This window comes from Dorea sp. AM10-31 (genome assembly GCF_003435815.1).
In the GTDB taxonomy this organism is placed as follows: Bacteria; Bacillota; Clostridia; order Lachnospirales; family Lachnospiraceae; genus Dorea_D; species Dorea_D hominis.
In genome coordinates this window covers 341,440-359,257 of sequence record NZ_QTUV01000002.1, presented here as the reverse complement: position 1 = coordinate 359,257, position 17,818 = coordinate 341,440, and the positions used below count along the sequence as shown (strand labels likewise).

Below are 17,818 nucleotides of genomic sequence, written 5' to 3'. Positions count from 1 at the left end.
ACAATTAACAAAAAGAAAGAACCTGTGACAAACGGAAAGGGGGCATTTCGAGCAATGAATGAGATAAACGTAGCAATTGCTGATGATAATGAGAGAATTTTGGATTTACTTGGCGATATGATTGATGCGGATAAGGAATTGAAGCTGGTCGGAAAAGCCAACAATGGAGAAGATGCCTATGAAATGATCAGGCAGAAACAGCCGGATGTAGTATTACTGGATCTGATCCTTCCGAAGATGGATGGATTAAGTGTTATGGATCAGGTAAACAATGATCAGGAATTAAGAAAGCATCCGGATTTTATTGTGATCACGGCAATCGGACAGGAACGGATCACGGAAGATGCTTTCAAGAAAGGGGCAAGTTATTATATCCTGAAACCGTTCCACAACGATACGGTGATAAAAAGGATAAAAAATGCCGGAGAGAATATGACAAAAAATATAAAGCCGGTTGCGAAAGAAGGCGGTGTGCTTCCGGCACAGCCACAGATGCAGCTTGAAAACCGGGTAACAGATATGATCCATGAAATCGGAATCCCGGCGCATATCAAAGGGTATCATTACCTTAGAGATGCGATCATCATGGCAGTGGAAGATATGGATGTGCTAAATGCAATCACAAAAGTGCTGTATCCGACAGTTGCTAAGATGCATCAGACAACAGCAAGCCGCGTAGAGCGTGCAATCAGACATGCGATCGAGGTCGCATGGAGCAGAGGCAAACTGGATACACTGGATCATCTGTTTGGATATACGGTGAGCACTGGAAAGGGGAAACCGACAAATTCAGAGTTCATAGCACTGATTGCAGATACGATTCGATTGGAATATAAGAACAGATAACACTTTTCTTCCTGACAAAAATACGATATAATGATTGTATATCGTGGATCGAGAGGAAGGGAAGCAATATGAAAAAAATACTATTTGTAGCTTCAGAGTCAGTACCATTTATCAAGACAGGTGGATTAGCCGATGTAGTTGGATCACTGCCAAAGTATTTTGATAAAGATAAATATGATGTACGTGTTATGTTACCGAAGTACATGTGTATGAAAGAGACATGGAAAGAGAAGATGGAATACGTCACACATTTTTATATGGATCTGAACTGGAGAAAACAATATGTAGGAATTCTTCAGATGAAATATGAGGGAATCCTTTTTTATTTCATAGATAACGAATATTACTTTAATGGTTTCGCGCCATATGGAGATACCTATACAGATGTTGAGAAGTTCGCATTCTTCTCAAAAGCAGTTTTAAGTGCACTGCCGCTTATTGATTTCAGACCGGATATCATTCACTGTCATGACTGGCAGACAGGACTCGTTCCGGTATACCTTGATAATTTCCGCTATGGTAATGAGTGGTATAGAGGAATCAAGACGATCATGACCATTCACAATCTGAAGTTTCAGGGCACATGGGATACGAAGCGGATTCGTGACATCACGGGACTGCCACAGTATTATTTCGCGCCGGATAAGCTGGAAGCATATGAGGATGCCAATTATCTGAAAGGTGGAATTGTCTATGCAGATCGGATCACAACCGTAAGCAATACTTATGCAGAAGAGATTAAGATGCCATTCTATGGAGAACGCCTGGACGGTCTGATGAATGCAAGAGCGAACTGTCTGTCCGGTATTGTGAACGGAATCGATTATGAGGATTATAATCCGAAGACAGATCCAAGCATTGTGAAGAACTATGATGTATCGAATTTCCGGAGAGAGAAAATCAAGAACAAGACAGCGCTTCAGGAAGAACTGAATCTGGAGAAGAACCATAAGACGATGATGATCGGTATCGTTTCCAGACTGACTGACCAGAAAGGCTTTGACCTGGTAGCATATGTGATGGACGAGCTCTGTCAGGATGCTGTGCAGATCGTGGCACTCGGTACTGGCGAAGAACAGTATGAGAATATGTTCCGTCATTTTGCATGGAAGTATCCGGATAAAGTATCTGCGAATATTTATTATTCCGAAGAGATGTCGCATAAAGTATATGCATCCTGTGATGCATTCCTGATGCCGTCACTCTTTGAACCATGCGGACTGAGTCAGCTTATGAGCTTAAGATACGGAACAGTTCCGATCGTAAGAGAGACCGGAGGACTGAAAGATACTGTAGAAGCATATAATGAATATGAAAAGACAGGAACTGGATTCAGCTTTATGAATTATAATGCACATGAGATGCTTGGAACAATCCGCTATGCAGAACGTATCTATTATGATAAGAAGAGAGACTGGAATAAGATTGTAGAACGTGGCATGAAACGGGACTTTTCATGGAAGAATTCTGCAAAACAGTATGAAGACTTATATGAAAGCATGTAGAAGTTTGCAGGAGCATAGATCATGAAACATTCACAGGTATCATAGTGAATGAGTTCTAACCACAATATTATATAATAATGTATTAAAAAGAGAAAACATCCTTTCTGTTCATATGAATGAATATGAATGAGAAGGATGTTTTTCTTGCATTTTATGCAAATTTGTTTTATCGTATATAATAAAGCCTTTATAGGAATAATTATATATTTACATAGAAGGAAAAGGAGATTATATGAAGATTAAAGACATTTTAAAAGAAAAGACACCACACATATCTTTTGAAGTATTTCCACCGAAGACAGATGCCGGATTTGCAAGTGTATTATCTGCTACGGATCAGATTGGTGCATTAAAACCATCTTACATGAGTGTAACTTATGGAGCAGGTGGAGGAACCAGCAAGAATACGGTAAATATTGCATCACATATCAAGGACGACTTGGGACTTACCAGTCTGGCGCATCTGACATGCGTTTCTTCTACAAAAGAACATGTAGCACGCGTAATTGACGAGTTGAAGAAGAATAATATTGAAAATGTTCTGGCACTCCGTGGGGATATTCCGAAGGAATCTGAATTTCCACTTCCGAATCATTACAGATATGCATATGAGCTGGTTGAAGAGATCAAAAGCAAGGGTGATTTCTGCATCGGAGCTGCATGCTATCCGGAAGGTCATGTGGAAGCAGAACATAAGAAAGATGACATTTATAATCTGAAGAAAAAAGTAGACTGCGGTGTGGATTTCCTTACAACACAAATGTTTTTTGATAATACAATTTTCTACAATTTCTTATATAGAATCCGTGAAATCGGAATTACGGTTCCGGTTGTGCCAGGAATTATGCCGGTAACAAAAGGCAACCAGATGAAGAGAATCAGTGAGATGTCCGGAACAGTGCTGCCACAGAGATTCCGTGATGTACTGGATCGCTTCGGCGAAGATCCGAAAGCAATGCAGCAGGCCGGTATTGCATATGCAACCGATCAGATTATTGATCTGTTTGCAAATGGAATCAATCATGTGCATGTATATTCTATGAATAATCCGGCAGTAGCAACAGCAATTATGCACAATTTATCTGATATCGTAAAAAACGGATAGGTGTGATAGTGAATGAATAACAGAACCAAAGAAGCAATTCGCTATCTTGGATATGGAAGACAGGAAGCGGATGAACAGACGCTTGGATTGGTGGCAGATGCGTTCAGAGAACTGGATGAAACTGCGAAACCGAGAAGCATATATCGTACATTTGAACTTCAGTGGAAGCAGACAGATACGATCCGGATAGAGATGATGGAAATACATAGCAGGAATCTTTCAAAGAATCTGAAAGGCTGCCGTCAGGTCGTTCTGCTGTGCGGGACACTGGGGATTGAAGTGGACTATCTCATTAAGAGATATTCTTATACGGAAATGGCAAAAGCTGTTGTAATGCAGGCGTGTGCAGCAGCACTGTTAGAAGAGTATTTGGATGAGAGGCAGGAAGAGATACGCACAGAGATGGAAAAACAGGACTTGTATCTGCGCCCGCGATTCAGCCCGGGATACGGTGATTTTTCCATTCTTCACCAGCGAGAGATTTTAACATTGATGGAGGCATCGAAGAAGATTGGTCTGACGATGACAGAAAGCAGTATGCTCACACCGACAAAATCAGTAACCGCTTTGATCGGTCTTAGTACGACGCAGGAGAACTGTCATCAGAAAGGTTGCGAGGTCTGTGGAAAGAAGGACTGCATTTATCGCAGAGAATCATAGAAAATCAAAGATAAAGGAGCAAGAATATGCTATTAGACAGGCTGGGGAAAGAGCTTTTGTTTTTTGATGGAGGAACAGGAACTCTTTTGCAGGAAAATGGATTAAAACCGGGAGAACTTCCGGAAACATGGAGCATTGAGCATCCAGATACAATGGTTCAGATTCATAAAAAATATTATGAATCTGGAAGCGATATTGTACTGAGTAATACATTTGGCGCAAATGCATTGAAGTTTCACGATTCGCAGTATTCATTGGAAGCGATTGTGAATGCTTCTGTTGCAAATTTAAAGAAAGCGGCAGAAGAAGGTGTTACGGATGGAAGAGAAGTGTATGCAGCACTTGATATCGGACCGACCGGTAAATTATTAAAACCAATGGGAGATCTGGACTTTGAGGATGCCTATAATGCATTTAAAGAAGTTACCATTTATGGAGAAAAAGCCGGTGCAGACCTGATCCACATTGAGACAATGAGCGATACTTATGAGGTGAAAGCGGCAATACTGGCTGCAAAAGAGAATACATCACTACCTGTATTTGCAACGATGATCTTTGATGAAAAAGGAAAACTTCTCACAGGTGGAGATGTTCCGTCTGTAGTTGCGATGCTGGAAGGGCTCCGCGTAGATGCACTCGGTATTAACTGTGGTATGGGACCGGAACAGATGATGCCGATCCTTGATGAGATTTTAAAATATACTTCCGTTCCGGTCATTGTCAAGCCTAACGCCGGACTTCCGAAACAGAAGGACGGAGAAGTTTATTATGATGTAGATCCGGAAGAATTTTCCGAATATATGATAAAGATTGTTGAGAAAGGCGCTGCTGTAATTGGAGGCTGTTGCGGTACAACACCGGAGCATATCCGCCAGATGATTGCAAGCGTGAAAGCATCCGATGCATGGAGCAGAAGAAAACTGCCGGAAGTTTGTGAGAGAACGATCGTATCTTCCTACGGAAAAGCAGCATTTTTAGGTGAGAAGCCGCTGATCATCGGAGAGCGTATCAATCCAACCGGTAAGAAAAAGTTTAAACAGGCGCTCAAAGATCACGACATGGATTATATTCTGCGTGAAGCGATTTCCCAGCAGGATCATGGAGCACATATCCTGGATGTCAATGTCGGACTTCCGGATATTGATGAAGTAGAGATGATGCGTGAAGTTGTCATGAACCTGCAGAGTATTACAAGCCTGCCACTTCAAATCGATACAGTTGACCAGCAGGCAATGGAAGCCGCTATGCGTATCTATAACGGAAAACCGATGGTAAACTCCGTGAATGGAAAGCAGGAGTCCATGGATCAGGTATTCCCGCTGATCAAAAAGTATGGCGGAGCAGTAGTAGCGCTGACAATTGATGAAGACGGGATTCCACAGACAGTTGAAAAACGTGTGGAGATTGCCGGAAAGATCATTACAGAAGCAGCAAAATATGGCATCCCGAAGAAAGATATTGTTATCGATGTTCTTACAATGACGATCAGTTCAGAACCGGAAGGCGCCCGGATTACATTGGAATCTCTGAGAAAAGTCAGGGAGATATATGGAGTCTGTACGGTGCTTGGAGTATCGAATATTTCATTCGGACTTCCATACCGCCCGGCAGTCAATTCCAATTTCTACACAATGGCAATGCAGAACGGTCTGAGTGCAGGAATTATCAATCCTCTGTCAGAAGATATGATGCGTTCATACTATTCTTATTGTGCATTGATGAACTATGATGAGAACTGTGAAGAATATATCAGACAATACGGAAGCGTAAAGGCAGACAAACCTGTTGCCAAAGATACGCAGATTACGCTCAAGAGTGCAATTGAAAAAGGCTTAAAAGAAGAAGCGCATCATGCAGCCTATGAGCTTGTAAAGACGATGGCGCCGCTTGATATTATCAATGAGGAGATGATTCCGGCTTTAGACGGAGTTGGAAAAGGATTTGAAAAAGGTACGGTATTCCTTCCGCAGCTCTTGATGAGTGCAGATGCCGCTAAGATTGCATTTGCGGTATTGAAGGATGAACTGGCAAAGAGCGGCACAGAAGAAGAGGAAAAAGACAAGATCATTCTTGCAACTGTAAAAGGAGATATTCACGATATAGGCAAGAATATCGTGAAAGTACTTCTTGAAAATTACAGCTTTGATGTTCTGGATCTTGGAAAAGATGTACCGCCGGAATTGATTGTTGAGACAGCAGTAAAAGAAGATATTAAACTGGTTGGATTAAGTGCGCTTATGACGACAACTGTAGTCAGCATGGAAGAAACGATTAGACAGCTCAACAAAGAAAAGCCGGATTGTAAAGTTATGGTAGGCGGTGCAGTCCTAAATCAGGATTATGCAGACCAGATCCATGCAGATTTCTATGGAAAAGATGCAATGCAATCCGTATACTATGCACAGAAAGTATTCGGACGGGAATAGACAGATAAGAAGATTCATAACAATAGAGCAAACATAAAACAAGTCACAGCTAGGAGGAAGAAACATGGCATTAATATTACCTGAAAAATATGACCCTCATCTTTCGGTAAGAGAGACGCAGGAAGCAATCAAGTACATTCGCGACACATTTCAGAAAGAATTTGGAAAAGAGATGAATCTGGAAAGAATTTCAGCGCCTCTTTTCGTTACAAAGAAGAGCGGACTGAATGACAATTTGAATGGCGTGGAGCGTCCGGTACAGTTTGATATTGCAGGGATCAAAGGAGAAGATGTAGAAGTTGTACAGTCTCTTGCAAAATGGAAACGTATGGCCCTTCATGAATATGGCTTCAAACCAGGCGAAGGACTTTATACAAATATGAATGCAATCCGCCGCGATGAAGAACTGGATAATCTTCATTCCTGTTATGTTGACCAGTGGGACTGGGAGAAAGTAATTACAAAAGAAGAGCGTACAGTTGAGACATTAAAAGATACCGTGCGTACAATTTTCAAAGTGATCAAACATATGGAGCATGAAGTATGGTATAAGTATCCACAGGCAGTGAAACATCTGCCGGACGGAGTGACGTTTATCACTTCCCAGGAGCTGGAAGACCGTTATCCGGATAAGACACCAAAAGAACGAGAAAATCTGATTACGAAAGAATACGGTTGTGTATTTGTTATGCAGATCGGTGACAAGCTGGCAAGCGGGGAGCCGCATGATGGTCGTGCACCGGATTATGATGACTGGCAGTTAAATGGAGATATCCTATTCTGGTTTGAAAATCTGAACTGTGCACTGGAGATTTCCAGCATGGGTATCCGTGTAGATGAGAAATCTCTTGCAGAACAACTAAAAAAAGCCGGATGTGAGGAACGCAAAGAACTGCCGTATCATAAGATGCTTTTAAATGGAGAATTGCCGTATACGATCGGTGGAGGTATCGGTCAGTCAAGACTTTGTATGCTGCTTCTGGATCGTGCCCATGTTGGAGAGGTTCAGGCAAGTATCTGGCCGGAAGAAATGAAAAAGACATGCAAAGAGCATAATATCGTATTACTGTAAGTTGTATTTAATTCTGTACATGTGGGAATATTGACACTGTATTAACGATTTTTTATACTTAAAGGAGTTTATGAGAAATTCTATTAGGAAAGAGAATCAGGAGGATGTGTCAATATGATCAGAGGATTAGATACGACAGTCAAACGTTTGAGACGGAAAGTATTCGAAGAAGTTGCAAGACTTGGCTTCGAGGCAAATGATGAGACGCTTTGTGACGACATGGAAGCAATTCCATATGCTATGGTGAATGAAGAAAGCCCTGTTTACAGGGACAGCATTTACAGAGCCAGAGCAGTTGTCAGGGAGCGTCTTCGTCTTGCTATGGGATTGTCACTCCGTCCGGAGAACAAACCGGTTCATCTGACTGCCGGTGTGGAGGCAAGTAATATTTCGGACAAATACTATGAGCCGCCGCTTATGCAAGTCATACCGTCAGCGTGTGCAGCATGTGAGGAACGTGGATATGAAGTGAGCAATATGTGTAAGGGCTGTCTGGCACATCCGTGTATGGAAGTCTGTCCGAAGAGTGCGATTTCCATGGTAAATGGTAAATCTCACATTGACCAGGAAAAATGCATCAAGTGTGGAAAATGCAAATCCGCCTGTCCGTATGACGCAATCTCCTGTAAGGCAAGACCTTGCAAAATGGCATGTGGTGTAGGAGCAATTGAGTCAGATGCTATGGGAAGAGCTTACATTAACAATGATAAATGCGTATCCTGTGGAATGTGTATGGTAAACTGTCCGTTTGGTGCGATTTCTGATAAATCGCAGATTTTCCAGTTAGCGCATGCACTGAAAGATGGTGAAGAGATTGTTGCCGAGATTGCTCCGGCATATGCAGGACAGTTTGGAGATAATATCACGCCGAGAAATCTAAAAGCGGCACTCAAGGAACTTGGTTTCTCGGAATTTTATGAAGTTGCACTTGGGGCAGATATTGGTGCAGTTGCGGAGGCGCATCATTATGTGGAAAAAGTTGTGACAGGAGAACTGCCGTTCCTTCTTACATCTTGCTGTCCGTCATGGGCGATGCTTGCTAAGAAGTATTTTCCGGACCTCATTGATCAGGTATCACAGGAGTTAACGCCGATGGTTGCGACTGCACGTACGATCAAGCAGAAGCATCCGAATGCCAAAGTGGTATTCATCGGACCGTGTGCGGCAAAGAAGCTGGAAGCGATGCGCCGGGATGTGCGAAGTGATGTGGATTTTGTTATTACATTTGAAGAACTGCAGGCAATGTTCGATGCTAAGAATATTGACCTGACACAGTATGAAGCAGAATCGTCTTTCCATGATGCGACCGGAGCAGGAAGAGGGTATGCAGTAGCAGGAGGCGTTGCAGAGGCAATCGAGAAATGTATCCATGAGTATTATCCGGATGTAGAAGTAAATATCGAACATGCGGAAGGACTGGCTGAGTGTAAGAAGATGCTTGCTCTTGCAAAAGCAGGACGCATGAACGGATGCCTGATTGAAGGAATGGGATGCCCAGGAGGATGCGTGGCAGGTGCAGGAACAAATATTCCGGTTCCGAAAGCGCAGAAGAATATCAAAGAATTTGTAAAAGCATCCACGAAAAAACTTCCGCCAAAAGAATTGGCAGAGATTGAATTAAAGTAAAAAAGAAGAAATGTGTAAAGATGCCTGTCGTTGACAAACGGCGGGTATCTTATTATAATTAGGAGATAGTGAGTTTGGAGGAGGAAATTATGCAAAAATACGGAGTAAATGAATTACGTAGAATGTTCCTTGAATTTTTTGAAAGTAAAGGACATTTGGCTATGAAAAGCTTTTCACTGGTGCCGCACAATGACAAGAGTCTGTTGCTTATCAATTCCGGTATGGCGCCGTTAAAACCATATTTTACAGGACAGGAGATTCCACCAAGAAAGAGAGTGACAACCTGTCAGAAGTGTATCCGTACAGGAGATATCGAGAATGTAGGAAAGACTGCAAGACACGGTACGTTCTTCGAGATGCTTGGTAACTTTTCGTTTGGAGATTATTTTAAACACGATGCAATTCACTGGACATGGGAGTTTTTGACAGAAGTTGTAGGTCTTGATCTGGATCGTCTGTATCCATCTGTTTATCTTGAGGACGATGAAGCGTGGAAGATCTGGAATGAAGAGATTGGGATTGCACCGGAGAGAATCTTCAAGTTTGGCAAGGAAGATAACTTCTGGGAGCATGGTTCAGGTCCTTGTGGTCCATGTTCAGAAGTATATTACGACCGCGGTGAGAAATATGGTTGCGGACGTCCGGATTGTACAGTAGGATGTGAATGTGATCGGTACATGGAAATCTGGAATAACGTATTTACACAGTTTGACAATGACGGACACAACAACTACACAGAACTTGAACAGAAGAATATTGATACCGGTATGGGACTGGAGCGTCTTGCATGTATTGTGCAGGATGTAGATTCTATGTTTGATATCGATACAATGAAAGCACTGCGCGACCATGTATGCCGCATTACAGGTGTATCTTATGGAACAAGCGATGAGACAGATGTTTCTCTCCGTGTTATCACGGATCATATCCGTTCTGTCACGTTTATGATCTCTGACGGAATTATGCCGTCCAACAGTGGAAGAGGTTATGTGCTGCGGCGTCTGTTGCGTCGTGCCTGCCGTCATGGACGACTGCTTGGCATTGAGAGAGCATTCCTCGTAGAACTGGCACAGACTGTTATCGATGGTTCCAAGGATGGATATCCGGAACTGGAAGAGAAAAAAGACTTTATTTTCAATGTCATTGCAAAAGAAGAAGCGCAGTTTAACAAGACGATCGATCAGGGACTGTCTATTCTTGCTGACATGGAAGCAGATATGAAAGCAGAAGGTACAACCGTACTTTCCGGAGAGAATGCATTCAAGCTTTATGATACTTATGGATTCCCGGTGGATCTGACAAGTGAGATACTGGAGGAAAAGGGACTGACATATGATAAAGAAGGCTTTGAAAAAGCACAGAAAGAACAGCGCGCGAAGTCCGAAGGAACTTTTGGAACACACAGTTACAGTGGTACAGACGCAAGCGTTTATGATGCGCTTGATCCGGAACTGACAACAGAATTTGTCGGATATGACAATATGGAAGCAGAGTCAGAAGTTACAGCACTTACAAGTGAAGAAGAGATTGTAGATGCACTCTCTGACGGAGAAAAGGGAACGGTCATTGTAGCGAAGACTCCGTTCTACGCAACAAGCGGTGGACAGGAAGCTGATAAAGGTGTGATCCGCAGTGCAGACGGTGAATTTGTAGTAGAAGATGTTGTAAAACTTCTCGGTGGAAAATTCGGACATGTCGGTCATGTGACAAAAGGCATGATCAAAATCGGTGATAAAGTGACACTGGAAGTTGATCGTGAGAACCGTGCACTTGCTGCAAATAACCACAGTGCAACACATCTGTTACAGAAAGCACTCCGCATGGTGCTTGGAACACATGTAGAACAGGCTGGATCTCTGAACAATGCGAACAGACTTCGGTTTGACTTTACGCATTTTTCTGCTATGACAGAAGAACAGCTCAAAGAAGTAGAGGCAATCGTCAACAGAGAAATTCGTAATCATCTTCCGGTTGTTGTGCGCAACATGCCGATCGAGGAAGCAAAAAAGACAGGAGCAGCGGCTCTGTTTGGTGAAAAATACGGAGATATTGTACGTGTTGTCAGCATGGGAGATTTCTCTATTGAGTTCTGTGGTGGTACACATGTGGCAAATACCGGTGATATCATGGCATTTAAGATCCTTTCCGAGTCCGGTGTCGCAGCCGGTGTGCGCCGTATTGAAGCACTGACTTCCAAAGGACTGATGGATTATTACGAGGAACAGGAGCAGAAGCTTCACGAAGCTGCGAAGATGTTGAAGACAACTCCGGATAATATGGAAGAGAAGATCAGTCATCTGCAGGCTGAGAATAAGGCATTAAAGAGCGAAGTGGAGAGCCTGAAGGGCAAGCTTGCCAAAGATGCTATAGGTGATGTGATGAATCAGGTGACAGAGGTTGTCGGTGTGAAACTGCTCGCCGCAAAGGTAGAAGGCGTGGATATGAACGGACTCCGTGATCTTGGTGACCAGTTAAAAGACAAGCTTGGCGAAGGTGTTGTTGTGCTTGTATCGGCTACAGATGGTAAAGTCAGCCTGATGGCTATGGCTACCAAAGGAGCAATTGATAAAGGCGCACATGCAGGTAATCTGATCAAGGCTTGTGCATCATGCGTTGGCGGTGGTGGTGGTGGCCGCCCGAATATGGCCCAAGCTGGGGGCAAGAAGCCGGAAGGCATGAATGATGCACTCACAAAAGCGAAAGAAGTACTGGCTGAACAGCTTGCATAAGTGCACTTTAGAAGTATGAAAATACGCAGATAATAGTACAATAAAATACAATGAAAATAAAGAAAGATACATTTTCTACAAAAAAGTGAAAATGTATCTTTCTTTTTTATAGATAATAACTATAATGACTGTTGCAATTGCCTATAAATAACAGAAAAGTTAAAAAATAAACAATTATTGACAGATAATTTAAGGGCTGTTACAATAAGCCTGTCAAAATAAAAGAAAAGTGATCGGGTGATGAACCTAAGAGAGGTTATTAGCAATAAGCAATAGCGCCGAAGGGGCAAGAAGTAATTCGAAACTCTCAGGCAGAAGAATTGGGTTCGGACGAAGCTCTGAAAGAAAGCAGACAGGGAGGCAGAAAGTCCTGAAATAGGATATGTCTCTTATTTTTTTGCTCCGACAAACTTTTAACGGAACAAGACCCGCTGACAGAGCAGTTCATGATGAGAAAAAAGGAGGATTTTTATCATGGAATTAAAAACGCCACTCTATGATGCACATGTGAAGGCAGGAGGTAAGATCGTACCATTTGGAGGTTACCTTCTTCCGGTACAGTATGAAGCAGGTGTAATCAAAGAACATATGGCTGTTCGTACTCAGGCAGGACTATTTGATGTATCTCATATGGGAGAAGTTTTATGCGAAGGAAAGGATGCACTTGCAAATATCCAGATGATACTGACGAATAACTTTGACAATATGGTGGATGGACAGGCAAGATACAGTCCGATGTGTAATGAACATGGCGGAACAGTAGACGATCTGATTGTTTACAAACATTCCGATGATCATTACTTTATTGTTGTCAATGCAGCAAACAAAGATAAAGATTATCAGTGGATGTTAAATCATCAGTTTGGAGAAGTCAAATTTACAGACGTATCTGCTCAGTATGCACAGCTTGCACTGCAGGGACCAAAAGCAATGGATATCTTAAGAAAGCTGACAGCAGAAGAGAACATTCCTCAGAAATACTACCATGCAGTATTCGACACAGAAGTAGCCGGAATCCCATGTATCATTTCCAAGACAGGATACACAGGTGAGGATGGAGTAGAATTATATCTGCCAAGCGAGTATGCAGAGAAGATGTGGGATACACTTCTTGAAAATGGAAAAGAAGAAGGACTTATCCCGTGTGGTCTTGGAGCAAGAGATACACTTCGTATGGAAGCAGCAATGCCACTTTACGGTCACGAGATGGATGATGATGTTTCACCGCTGGAGACAGGACTTGGATTCGCAGTGAAGATGAAAAAAGATGACTTCATCGGTAAGAAAGCTCTGGAAGAACATGCAGAACTAACGAGAAAGAGAGTAGGCCTGGAAGTTATTGGAAGAGGAATCATCCGTGAACATCAGGATGTATATGCAGACGGCAAAGTGATCGGACATACAACATCCGGTACAAAAGGTCCTTTCATTGACAAGGCTGTCGGAATGGCATTACTGGAAACTGACTATACAGATGTCGGAACAAAATTACAGGTGGATGTCAGAGGACGTATGATTGATGTACAAGTTGTAGCACTTCCGTTCTATAAGAGAGCAAAATAAATATAAGGATGCCAGGGAAAAGGTCTGAAACCGAGGGTATCACAAACAGGGGCATATTATATCATAAAAGAAAAGGAGATTAAAACAATGGAATTAAGAGCAGAATTAAAGTATTCAAAATCACACGAGTGGATAAAAGAGGATGGAGACGTAAGCGTGATCGGATTAACAGATTATGCACAGTCTGAATTAGGAGATCTTGTATTTATAAACCTTCCGGAAGTTGGAGATGAAGTAACAGTCGGAGAAGCATTCGCAGATGTTGAGTCTGTAAAAGCAGTATCTGATGTATTCTCACCGGTTTCAGGTGTTGTAACAGAGATCAACGAAGAACTGTTAGATGCTCCGGAATCTATCAACGAAGCACCTTATGATGCATGGTTTGTAAAAGTTGGTGAAGTAAAAGAGACAGAAGAACTGTTAGATGCTGACGCATACAAAGCATTTGTAGAAAGCGAAGAGGCTTAATACATAAGAATGTGAAGAAAGGCGGTGGATAAAGAACATGGGTAGTTATGTTCCAAACACATTAGATGAGCGAAAAGCGATGCTGAATGAAATCGGATATGAGAGCATCGATGATTTATTCCGCCACATCCCGGAGCAGGTTAAGATCCAGGGCGGCTTAGATATTCCGGAAGGAATGTCAGAGATGGAAGTTCTGAAAAAGATGAAAGAAATCGCAAAGAAAAATAAAGTATTTCCGACAATTTTCCGTGGTGCAGGCGCATACAGACACTATATTCCGGCTATGGTAAACAATGTCATTTCAAAAGAAAATTTACAGACTGCATATACACCGTATCAGGCAGAAATCAGTCAGGGAATTCTGCAATCCATTTTTGAGTATCAGACAATGATGGCAGATCTTACAGGAATGGATGTATCCAATGCATCTGTTTATGACGGAGCTACGGCAGCAGCAGAGGCGGTTGCAATGTGTGCTGACAGAAAACGTAAGAAAGCATTTGTTTCAGCAACAGTAATGCCAAGTGTGTTAGAAGTTATTAAAACATATTGCTTCGGTAACGAATTAGAAATCAAAGTAATTCCGGAAAAAGACGGAGTGACAGATATTGATTATCTGAAAGAACATATTGATAAACAGGTAGCATGTGTGCTGATCCAGCATCCAAATTATTATGGAAGTTTGGAAGATGCACAGACAATCGGCGAAGTGGCACACGAGGCAGGCGCTAAATACGTTATGAGTGTGAATCCGATTTCTCTTGGAGCACTGAAGACACCAAGAGAGTATGGCGCAGATGTTGCAGTTGGCGACGGACAGCCACTCGGACTTCCAATTGCATTTGGCGGACCATATCTCGGCTTCATGACATGCGTGGAAAGTATGATGAGAAAGCTTCCTGGACGAGTTGTCGGAGAGACAGAAGATCACAATGGAAAGAAAGGCTATGTTCTGACATTACAGGCAAGAGAGCAGCATATCCGACGTGAGAAAGCATCCAGCAACATCTGTTCAAACCAGGCACTTTGTGCACTTGCTGTTGGTGTATATCTTTCCTGCATGGGAAATGAAGGTGTGACAAAAGCAGCCGAGCAGAGCATGTCCAAAGCACATTACATGGCAGAGAAACTTGCGGGAGCAGGATTTAAGGTGGAAAACAAACAGAATTTCTTCCATGAATTTGTAACTGTATCAGATACACCTTCTGAAAAAGTACTGAAGGCACTGGAAGACGAAGACATCCTTGGTGGATATCCACTGGATGACAAGCGGATTCTCTGGTGCTGTACAGAGATGAACACAAAAGAAGAGATCGACAAAGCAGTATCGATCTTAAAGGAGGTGTAGTGGATGCTGATTTTTGAAAAAAGCAAAACAGGAAGAAAATGCCAGAACCTTCCGGAGTGCGATGTACCAGTCGTTACTTTAGATGCAAAAGATAAAAGAGAAGTGAAATTACATCTGCCGGAGCTTTCAGAAGGCGAGCTTAGCAGACATTACACAGAACTGGCAAAGAAATCACATGGTGTGAACGATGGATTCTATCCATTGGGATCCTGTACTATGAAATATAATCCGAGAGTTAATGAAGTGGCAGCAGGATTGGAAGGATTTACAGATATTCATCCGTTACAGCCGACAGAGACTGTGCAGGGATGTCTGGAAGTATTTAAAACACTGGAATCCTATCTGTGCGAGATCGCCGGAATGAAGCGTATGACTTTCCAACCGGCAGCAGGTGCGCATGGAGAGTTTACAGGACTTCTTCTGATCAAAGCATATCATAAAAGCCACGGAGATGAAAAACGTAAAAAGATTATCGTTCCTGATTCTGCACACGGAACGAACCCGGCAAGTGCAGCAATGGCAGGATTTTCAGTAGTGAGTGTTCCTTCAGGACCGGATGGATGCGTAGATATTGAAAAATTAAAAGAAATTGCAGGCGATGATGTAGCCGGGCTTATGCTTACAAACCCGAATACAGTAGGTTTGTTTGACAAGAATATTCTTGAGATTACAAAGATTATTCATGACTGTGGCGGACTCTGCTACTATGACGGAGCAAACTTAAATGCAGTTATGGGAACAGTAAGACCAGGAGATATGGGATTTGATGTTATTCATCTGAATCTTCATAAGACATTCTCAACTCCGCACGGTGGAGGCGGCCCGGGAAGTGGACCGGTAGGATGCAAGGAATTCCTTGTTCCATTCCTTCCATCGATTCTTGTAGAAGGTGAAGACAAACTGGTTGCTGTAAAAGAAAAAGACAGTATTGGTGAGATGAAGAACTTTTATGGAAATTTCCTTGTTGTAGTACGTGCCCTGGCTTATGTTATGACACTTGGAAAAGAAGGAATTCCGGAAGCAAGCAAGAATGCAGTTCTGAACGCTAATTATATGATGAATAAATTAAAAGATCTCTATACAATGGCTTATGATGAAGTGTGCATGCATGAATTTGTTATGAGTCTTGCAGATCTGAAAAAACAGACAGGTGTATCAGCAATGGATATTGCAAAAGGACTTCTCGACTTCGAAATCCATCCACCGACAATGTATTTCCCTCTGATCGTGGACGAAGCATTAATGGTTGAGCCTACAGAGACAGAATCTAAAGAGACAATGGATGAGGCGATTGCAGTATTCCGCAAATTGTATGAGACTGCCGGTGAGGATGCAGAGAGTCTTCATAATGCTCCGATGACAACACCAGTAACAAGAATGGATGAAGTAGGAGCAGCAAGACATCCGATTCTTAGATATCAGTTTGAAGACTAATTAGAATGGCAGGAGAATAATAAAGTGGTTAATAAGTTAACATATATTGAGAGCGAGCAGTATAATCCTTATAAAAACCTGGCAGTGGAAGAATATCTTTTCTTCCACTGTCAAAAAGAAGAATGTATCTTATATCTGTGGCAGAATCAGCATACGGTTGTGATCGGCCGGAATCAGAATGCATGGGCAGAATGTCTGACAGAGAAGCTGGAAAATGAAGGTGGATATCTGGCAAGAAGATTATCCGGCGGCGGCGCAGTCTATCATGATCTTGGTAATCTGAATTTTACTTTCCTTGTAAATAAAGAAAATTATAATGTAGACAGACAGCTTGAAGTTATTCAAAAAGCGGTAGCAAAGTTCGGTGTCTGTACTGAAAAATCCGGAAGAAATGATATTCTAATTAATGGAAGAAAATTTTCCGGAAATGCATTTTACAAAGAAGGTTCACGTTGCTATCATCATGGAACAATCATGTTGGATGTAAAGCTGGATGAGATGTCAAAATATTTGACAGTTTCTAAAGAAAAATTACAGTCCAAAGGTGTAAATTCTGTAAAATCCAGGGTAGTGAATATAAAAGAGCTGGTTCCGGATATTACAGTGGACCGCATGAAAGAAGCGCTTAGAGAAGCATTCGAAGAAGTATATGGCGGGCAGGCTGAAGTGCTGTCAATGGAAAAATCAGAACCGGCTGAGGTTAATAATATTACAGAACGTCTGGGTTCATGGAACTGGAAGTTTGGGCGTAAAATTCCGTTTGACGAGACACTTACACATCGGTTTAACTGGGGACAGATATCACTGGATATGTGTGTGCAGGAAGGTAGGATTGCAGATATTATTGTGTATACAGATGCGTTAAAGCCGGCAATAGCAGAAGAAATTCCAAAATATTTAAAGGGAATCAAGTATAAAAAAGATAATATTTGTACAGAACTTGGGCTGTACTGGTCGGAAGATGACGGTGAAAACCAAATGATGAAAGACATTATTGCCTGGTTAAAAACCGTCGAATGGTAATCAGATTGTAGAG

13 protein-coding genes and 1 riboswitch are annotated in these 17,818 nt (G+C 42.2%); all 13 genes read left to right on the top strand.

Annotation, left to right across the window (positions count from 1 at the left end; genetic code table 11):
- Positions 1 to 54 precede the first annotated feature (54 nt).
- The 13 genes from spo0A (at position 55) to DW125_RS04830 (ending at position 17,805) form a co-directional block, all read left to right on the top strand.
- On the top strand, positions 55 to 846 hold the full coding sequence (gene spo0A, locus DW125_RS04890; RefSeq protein ID WP_021859972.1) for a sporulation transcription factor Spo0A: 792 nt from the start codon (positions 55 to 57) through the stop codon (positions 844 to 846).
- 68 nt (positions 847 to 914) lie between these two features.
- Positions 915 to 2,351: a glycogen synthase GlgA gene (gene glgA, locus DW125_RS04885; RefSeq protein ID WP_021859971.1), complete on the top strand. Its 1,437-nt coding sequence runs from the start codon at positions 915 to 917 to the stop codon at positions 2,349 to 2,351.
- Between the two features lie 232 nt (positions 2,352 to 2,583).
- On the top strand, positions 2,584 to 3,456 hold the full coding sequence (metF, locus tag DW125_RS04880; RefSeq protein WP_021859970.1) for a methylenetetrahydrofolate reductase [NAD(P)H]: 873 nt from the start codon (positions 2,584 to 2,586) through the stop codon (positions 3,454 to 3,456).
- Positions 3,457 to 3,468: 12 nt separating this feature from the next.
- Positions 3,469 to 4,116, top strand: coding sequence for a vitamin B12 dependent-methionine synthase activation domain-containing protein (locus DW125_RS04875; RefSeq protein WP_021859969.1), 648 nt, complete (start codon positions 3,469 to 3,471; stop codon positions 4,114 to 4,116).
- Positions 4,117 to 4,142: 26 nt separating this feature from the next.
- Entirely contained in the window at positions 4,143 to 6,542 is a 2,400-nt protein-coding gene (locus DW125_RS04870; RefSeq protein ID WP_021859968.1) for a homocysteine S-methyltransferase family protein, read from the top strand.
- 64 nt (positions 6,543 to 6,606) lie between these two features.
- Entirely contained in the window at positions 6,607 to 7,614 is a 1,008-nt protein-coding gene (gene asnA, locus DW125_RS04865) for an aspartate--ammonia ligase (RefSeq protein WP_021859967.1), read from the top strand.
- 114 nt (positions 7,615 to 7,728) lie between these two features.
- Positions 7,729 to 9,240 carry a 4Fe-4S dicluster domain-containing protein gene (locus DW125_RS04860; protein WP_021859966.1) on the top strand — a complete coding sequence of 504 codons (1,512 nt, stop codon included), beginning with the start codon at positions 7,729 to 7,731 and terminating at the stop codon, positions 9,238 to 9,240.
- Between the two features lie 89 nt (positions 9,241 to 9,329).
- Complete coding sequence (alaS, locus tag DW125_RS04855) at positions 9,330 to 11,969, top strand: alanine--tRNA ligase (RefSeq protein WP_117537288.1); 2,640 nt, start codon at positions 9,330 to 9,332, stop codon at positions 11,967 to 11,969.
- 237 nt (positions 11,970 to 12,206) lie between these two features.
- A riboswitch (glycine riboswitch) is annotated at positions 12,207 to 12,302 on the top strand.
- A gap of 141 nt (positions 12,303 to 12,443) precedes the next feature.
- Positions 12,444 to 13,532, top strand: a complete 1,089-nt coding sequence (gene gcvT, locus DW125_RS04850; protein WP_021859964.1) for a glycine cleavage system aminomethyltransferase GcvT — start codon at positions 12,444 to 12,446, stop codon at positions 13,530 to 13,532.
- Positions 13,533 to 13,619: 87 nt separating this feature from the next.
- Positions 13,620 to 14,000 (top strand): glycine cleavage system protein GcvH, encoded by a 381-nt coding sequence (gene gcvH / locus DW125_RS04845; protein WP_021859963.1) that lies wholly within the window; start codon positions 13,620 to 13,622, stop codon positions 13,998 to 14,000.
- Positions 14,001 to 14,037: 37 nt separating this feature from the next.
- Entirely contained in the window at positions 14,038 to 15,348 is a 1,311-nt protein-coding gene (gene gcvPA, locus DW125_RS04840; protein ID WP_021859962.1) for an aminomethyl-transferring glycine dehydrogenase subunit GcvPA, read from the top strand.
- Positions 15,349 to 15,351: 3 nt separating this feature from the next.
- Complete coding sequence (gcvPB, locus tag DW125_RS04835) at positions 15,352 to 16,782, top strand: aminomethyl-transferring glycine dehydrogenase subunit GcvPB (RefSeq protein ID WP_021859961.1); 1,431 nt, start codon at positions 15,352 to 15,354, stop codon at positions 16,780 to 16,782.
- A 24-nt stretch (positions 16,783 to 16,806) separates the two neighbouring features.
- Positions 16,807 to 17,805, top strand: coding sequence for a lipoate--protein ligase (locus DW125_RS04830; RefSeq protein WP_021859960.1), 999 nt, complete (start codon positions 16,807 to 16,809; stop codon positions 17,803 to 17,805).
- Positions 17,806 to 17,818 lie beyond the last annotated feature (13 nt).

What these genes read in the sequence shown, in the direction of transcription:
- spo0A (WP_021859972.1), top strand. Translation starts at nt 55, where the DNA reads ATGAATGAGATAAACGTAGCAATTGCTGATGATAATGAGAGAATTTTG.
- alaS (WP_117537288.1), top strand. Translation starts at nt 9,330, where the DNA reads ATGCAAAAATACGGAGTAAATGAATTACGTAGAATGTTCCTTGAATTT.
- gcvT (WP_021859964.1), top strand. Translation starts at nt 12,444, where the DNA reads ATGGAATTAAAAACGCCACTCTATGATGCACATGTGAAGGCAGGAGGT.
- gcvPB (WP_021859961.1), top strand. Translation starts at nt 15,352, where the DNA reads ATGCTGATTTTTGAAAAAAGCAAAACAGGAAGAAAATGCCAGAACCTT.
- DW125_RS04870 (WP_021859968.1), top strand. Translation starts at nt 4,143, where the DNA reads ATGCTATTAGACAGGCTGGGGAAAGAGCTTTTGTTTTTTGATGGAGGA.
- DW125_RS04875 (WP_021859969.1), top strand. Translation starts at nt 3,469, where the DNA reads ATGAATAACAGAACCAAAGAAGCAATTCGCTATCTTGGATATGGAAGA.
- asnA (WP_021859967.1), top strand. Translation starts at nt 6,607, where the DNA reads ATGGCATTAATATTACCTGAAAAATATGACCCTCATCTTTCGGTAAGA.
- glgA (WP_021859971.1), top strand. Translation starts at nt 915, where the DNA reads ATGAAAAAAATACTATTTGTAGCTTCAGAGTCAGTACCATTTATCAAG.
- gcvH (WP_021859963.1), top strand. Translation starts at nt 13,620, where the DNA reads ATGGAATTAAGAGCAGAATTAAAGTATTCAAAATCACACGAGTGGATA.
- DW125_RS04860 (WP_021859966.1), top strand. Translation starts at nt 7,729, where the DNA reads ATGATCAGAGGATTAGATACGACAGTCAAACGTTTGAGACGGAAAGTA.
- gcvPA (WP_021859962.1), top strand. Translation starts at nt 14,038, where the DNA reads ATGGGTAGTTATGTTCCAAACACATTAGATGAGCGAAAAGCGATGCTG.
- metF (WP_021859970.1), top strand. Translation starts at nt 2,584, where the DNA reads ATGAAGATTAAAGACATTTTAAAAGAAAAGACACCACACATATCTTTT.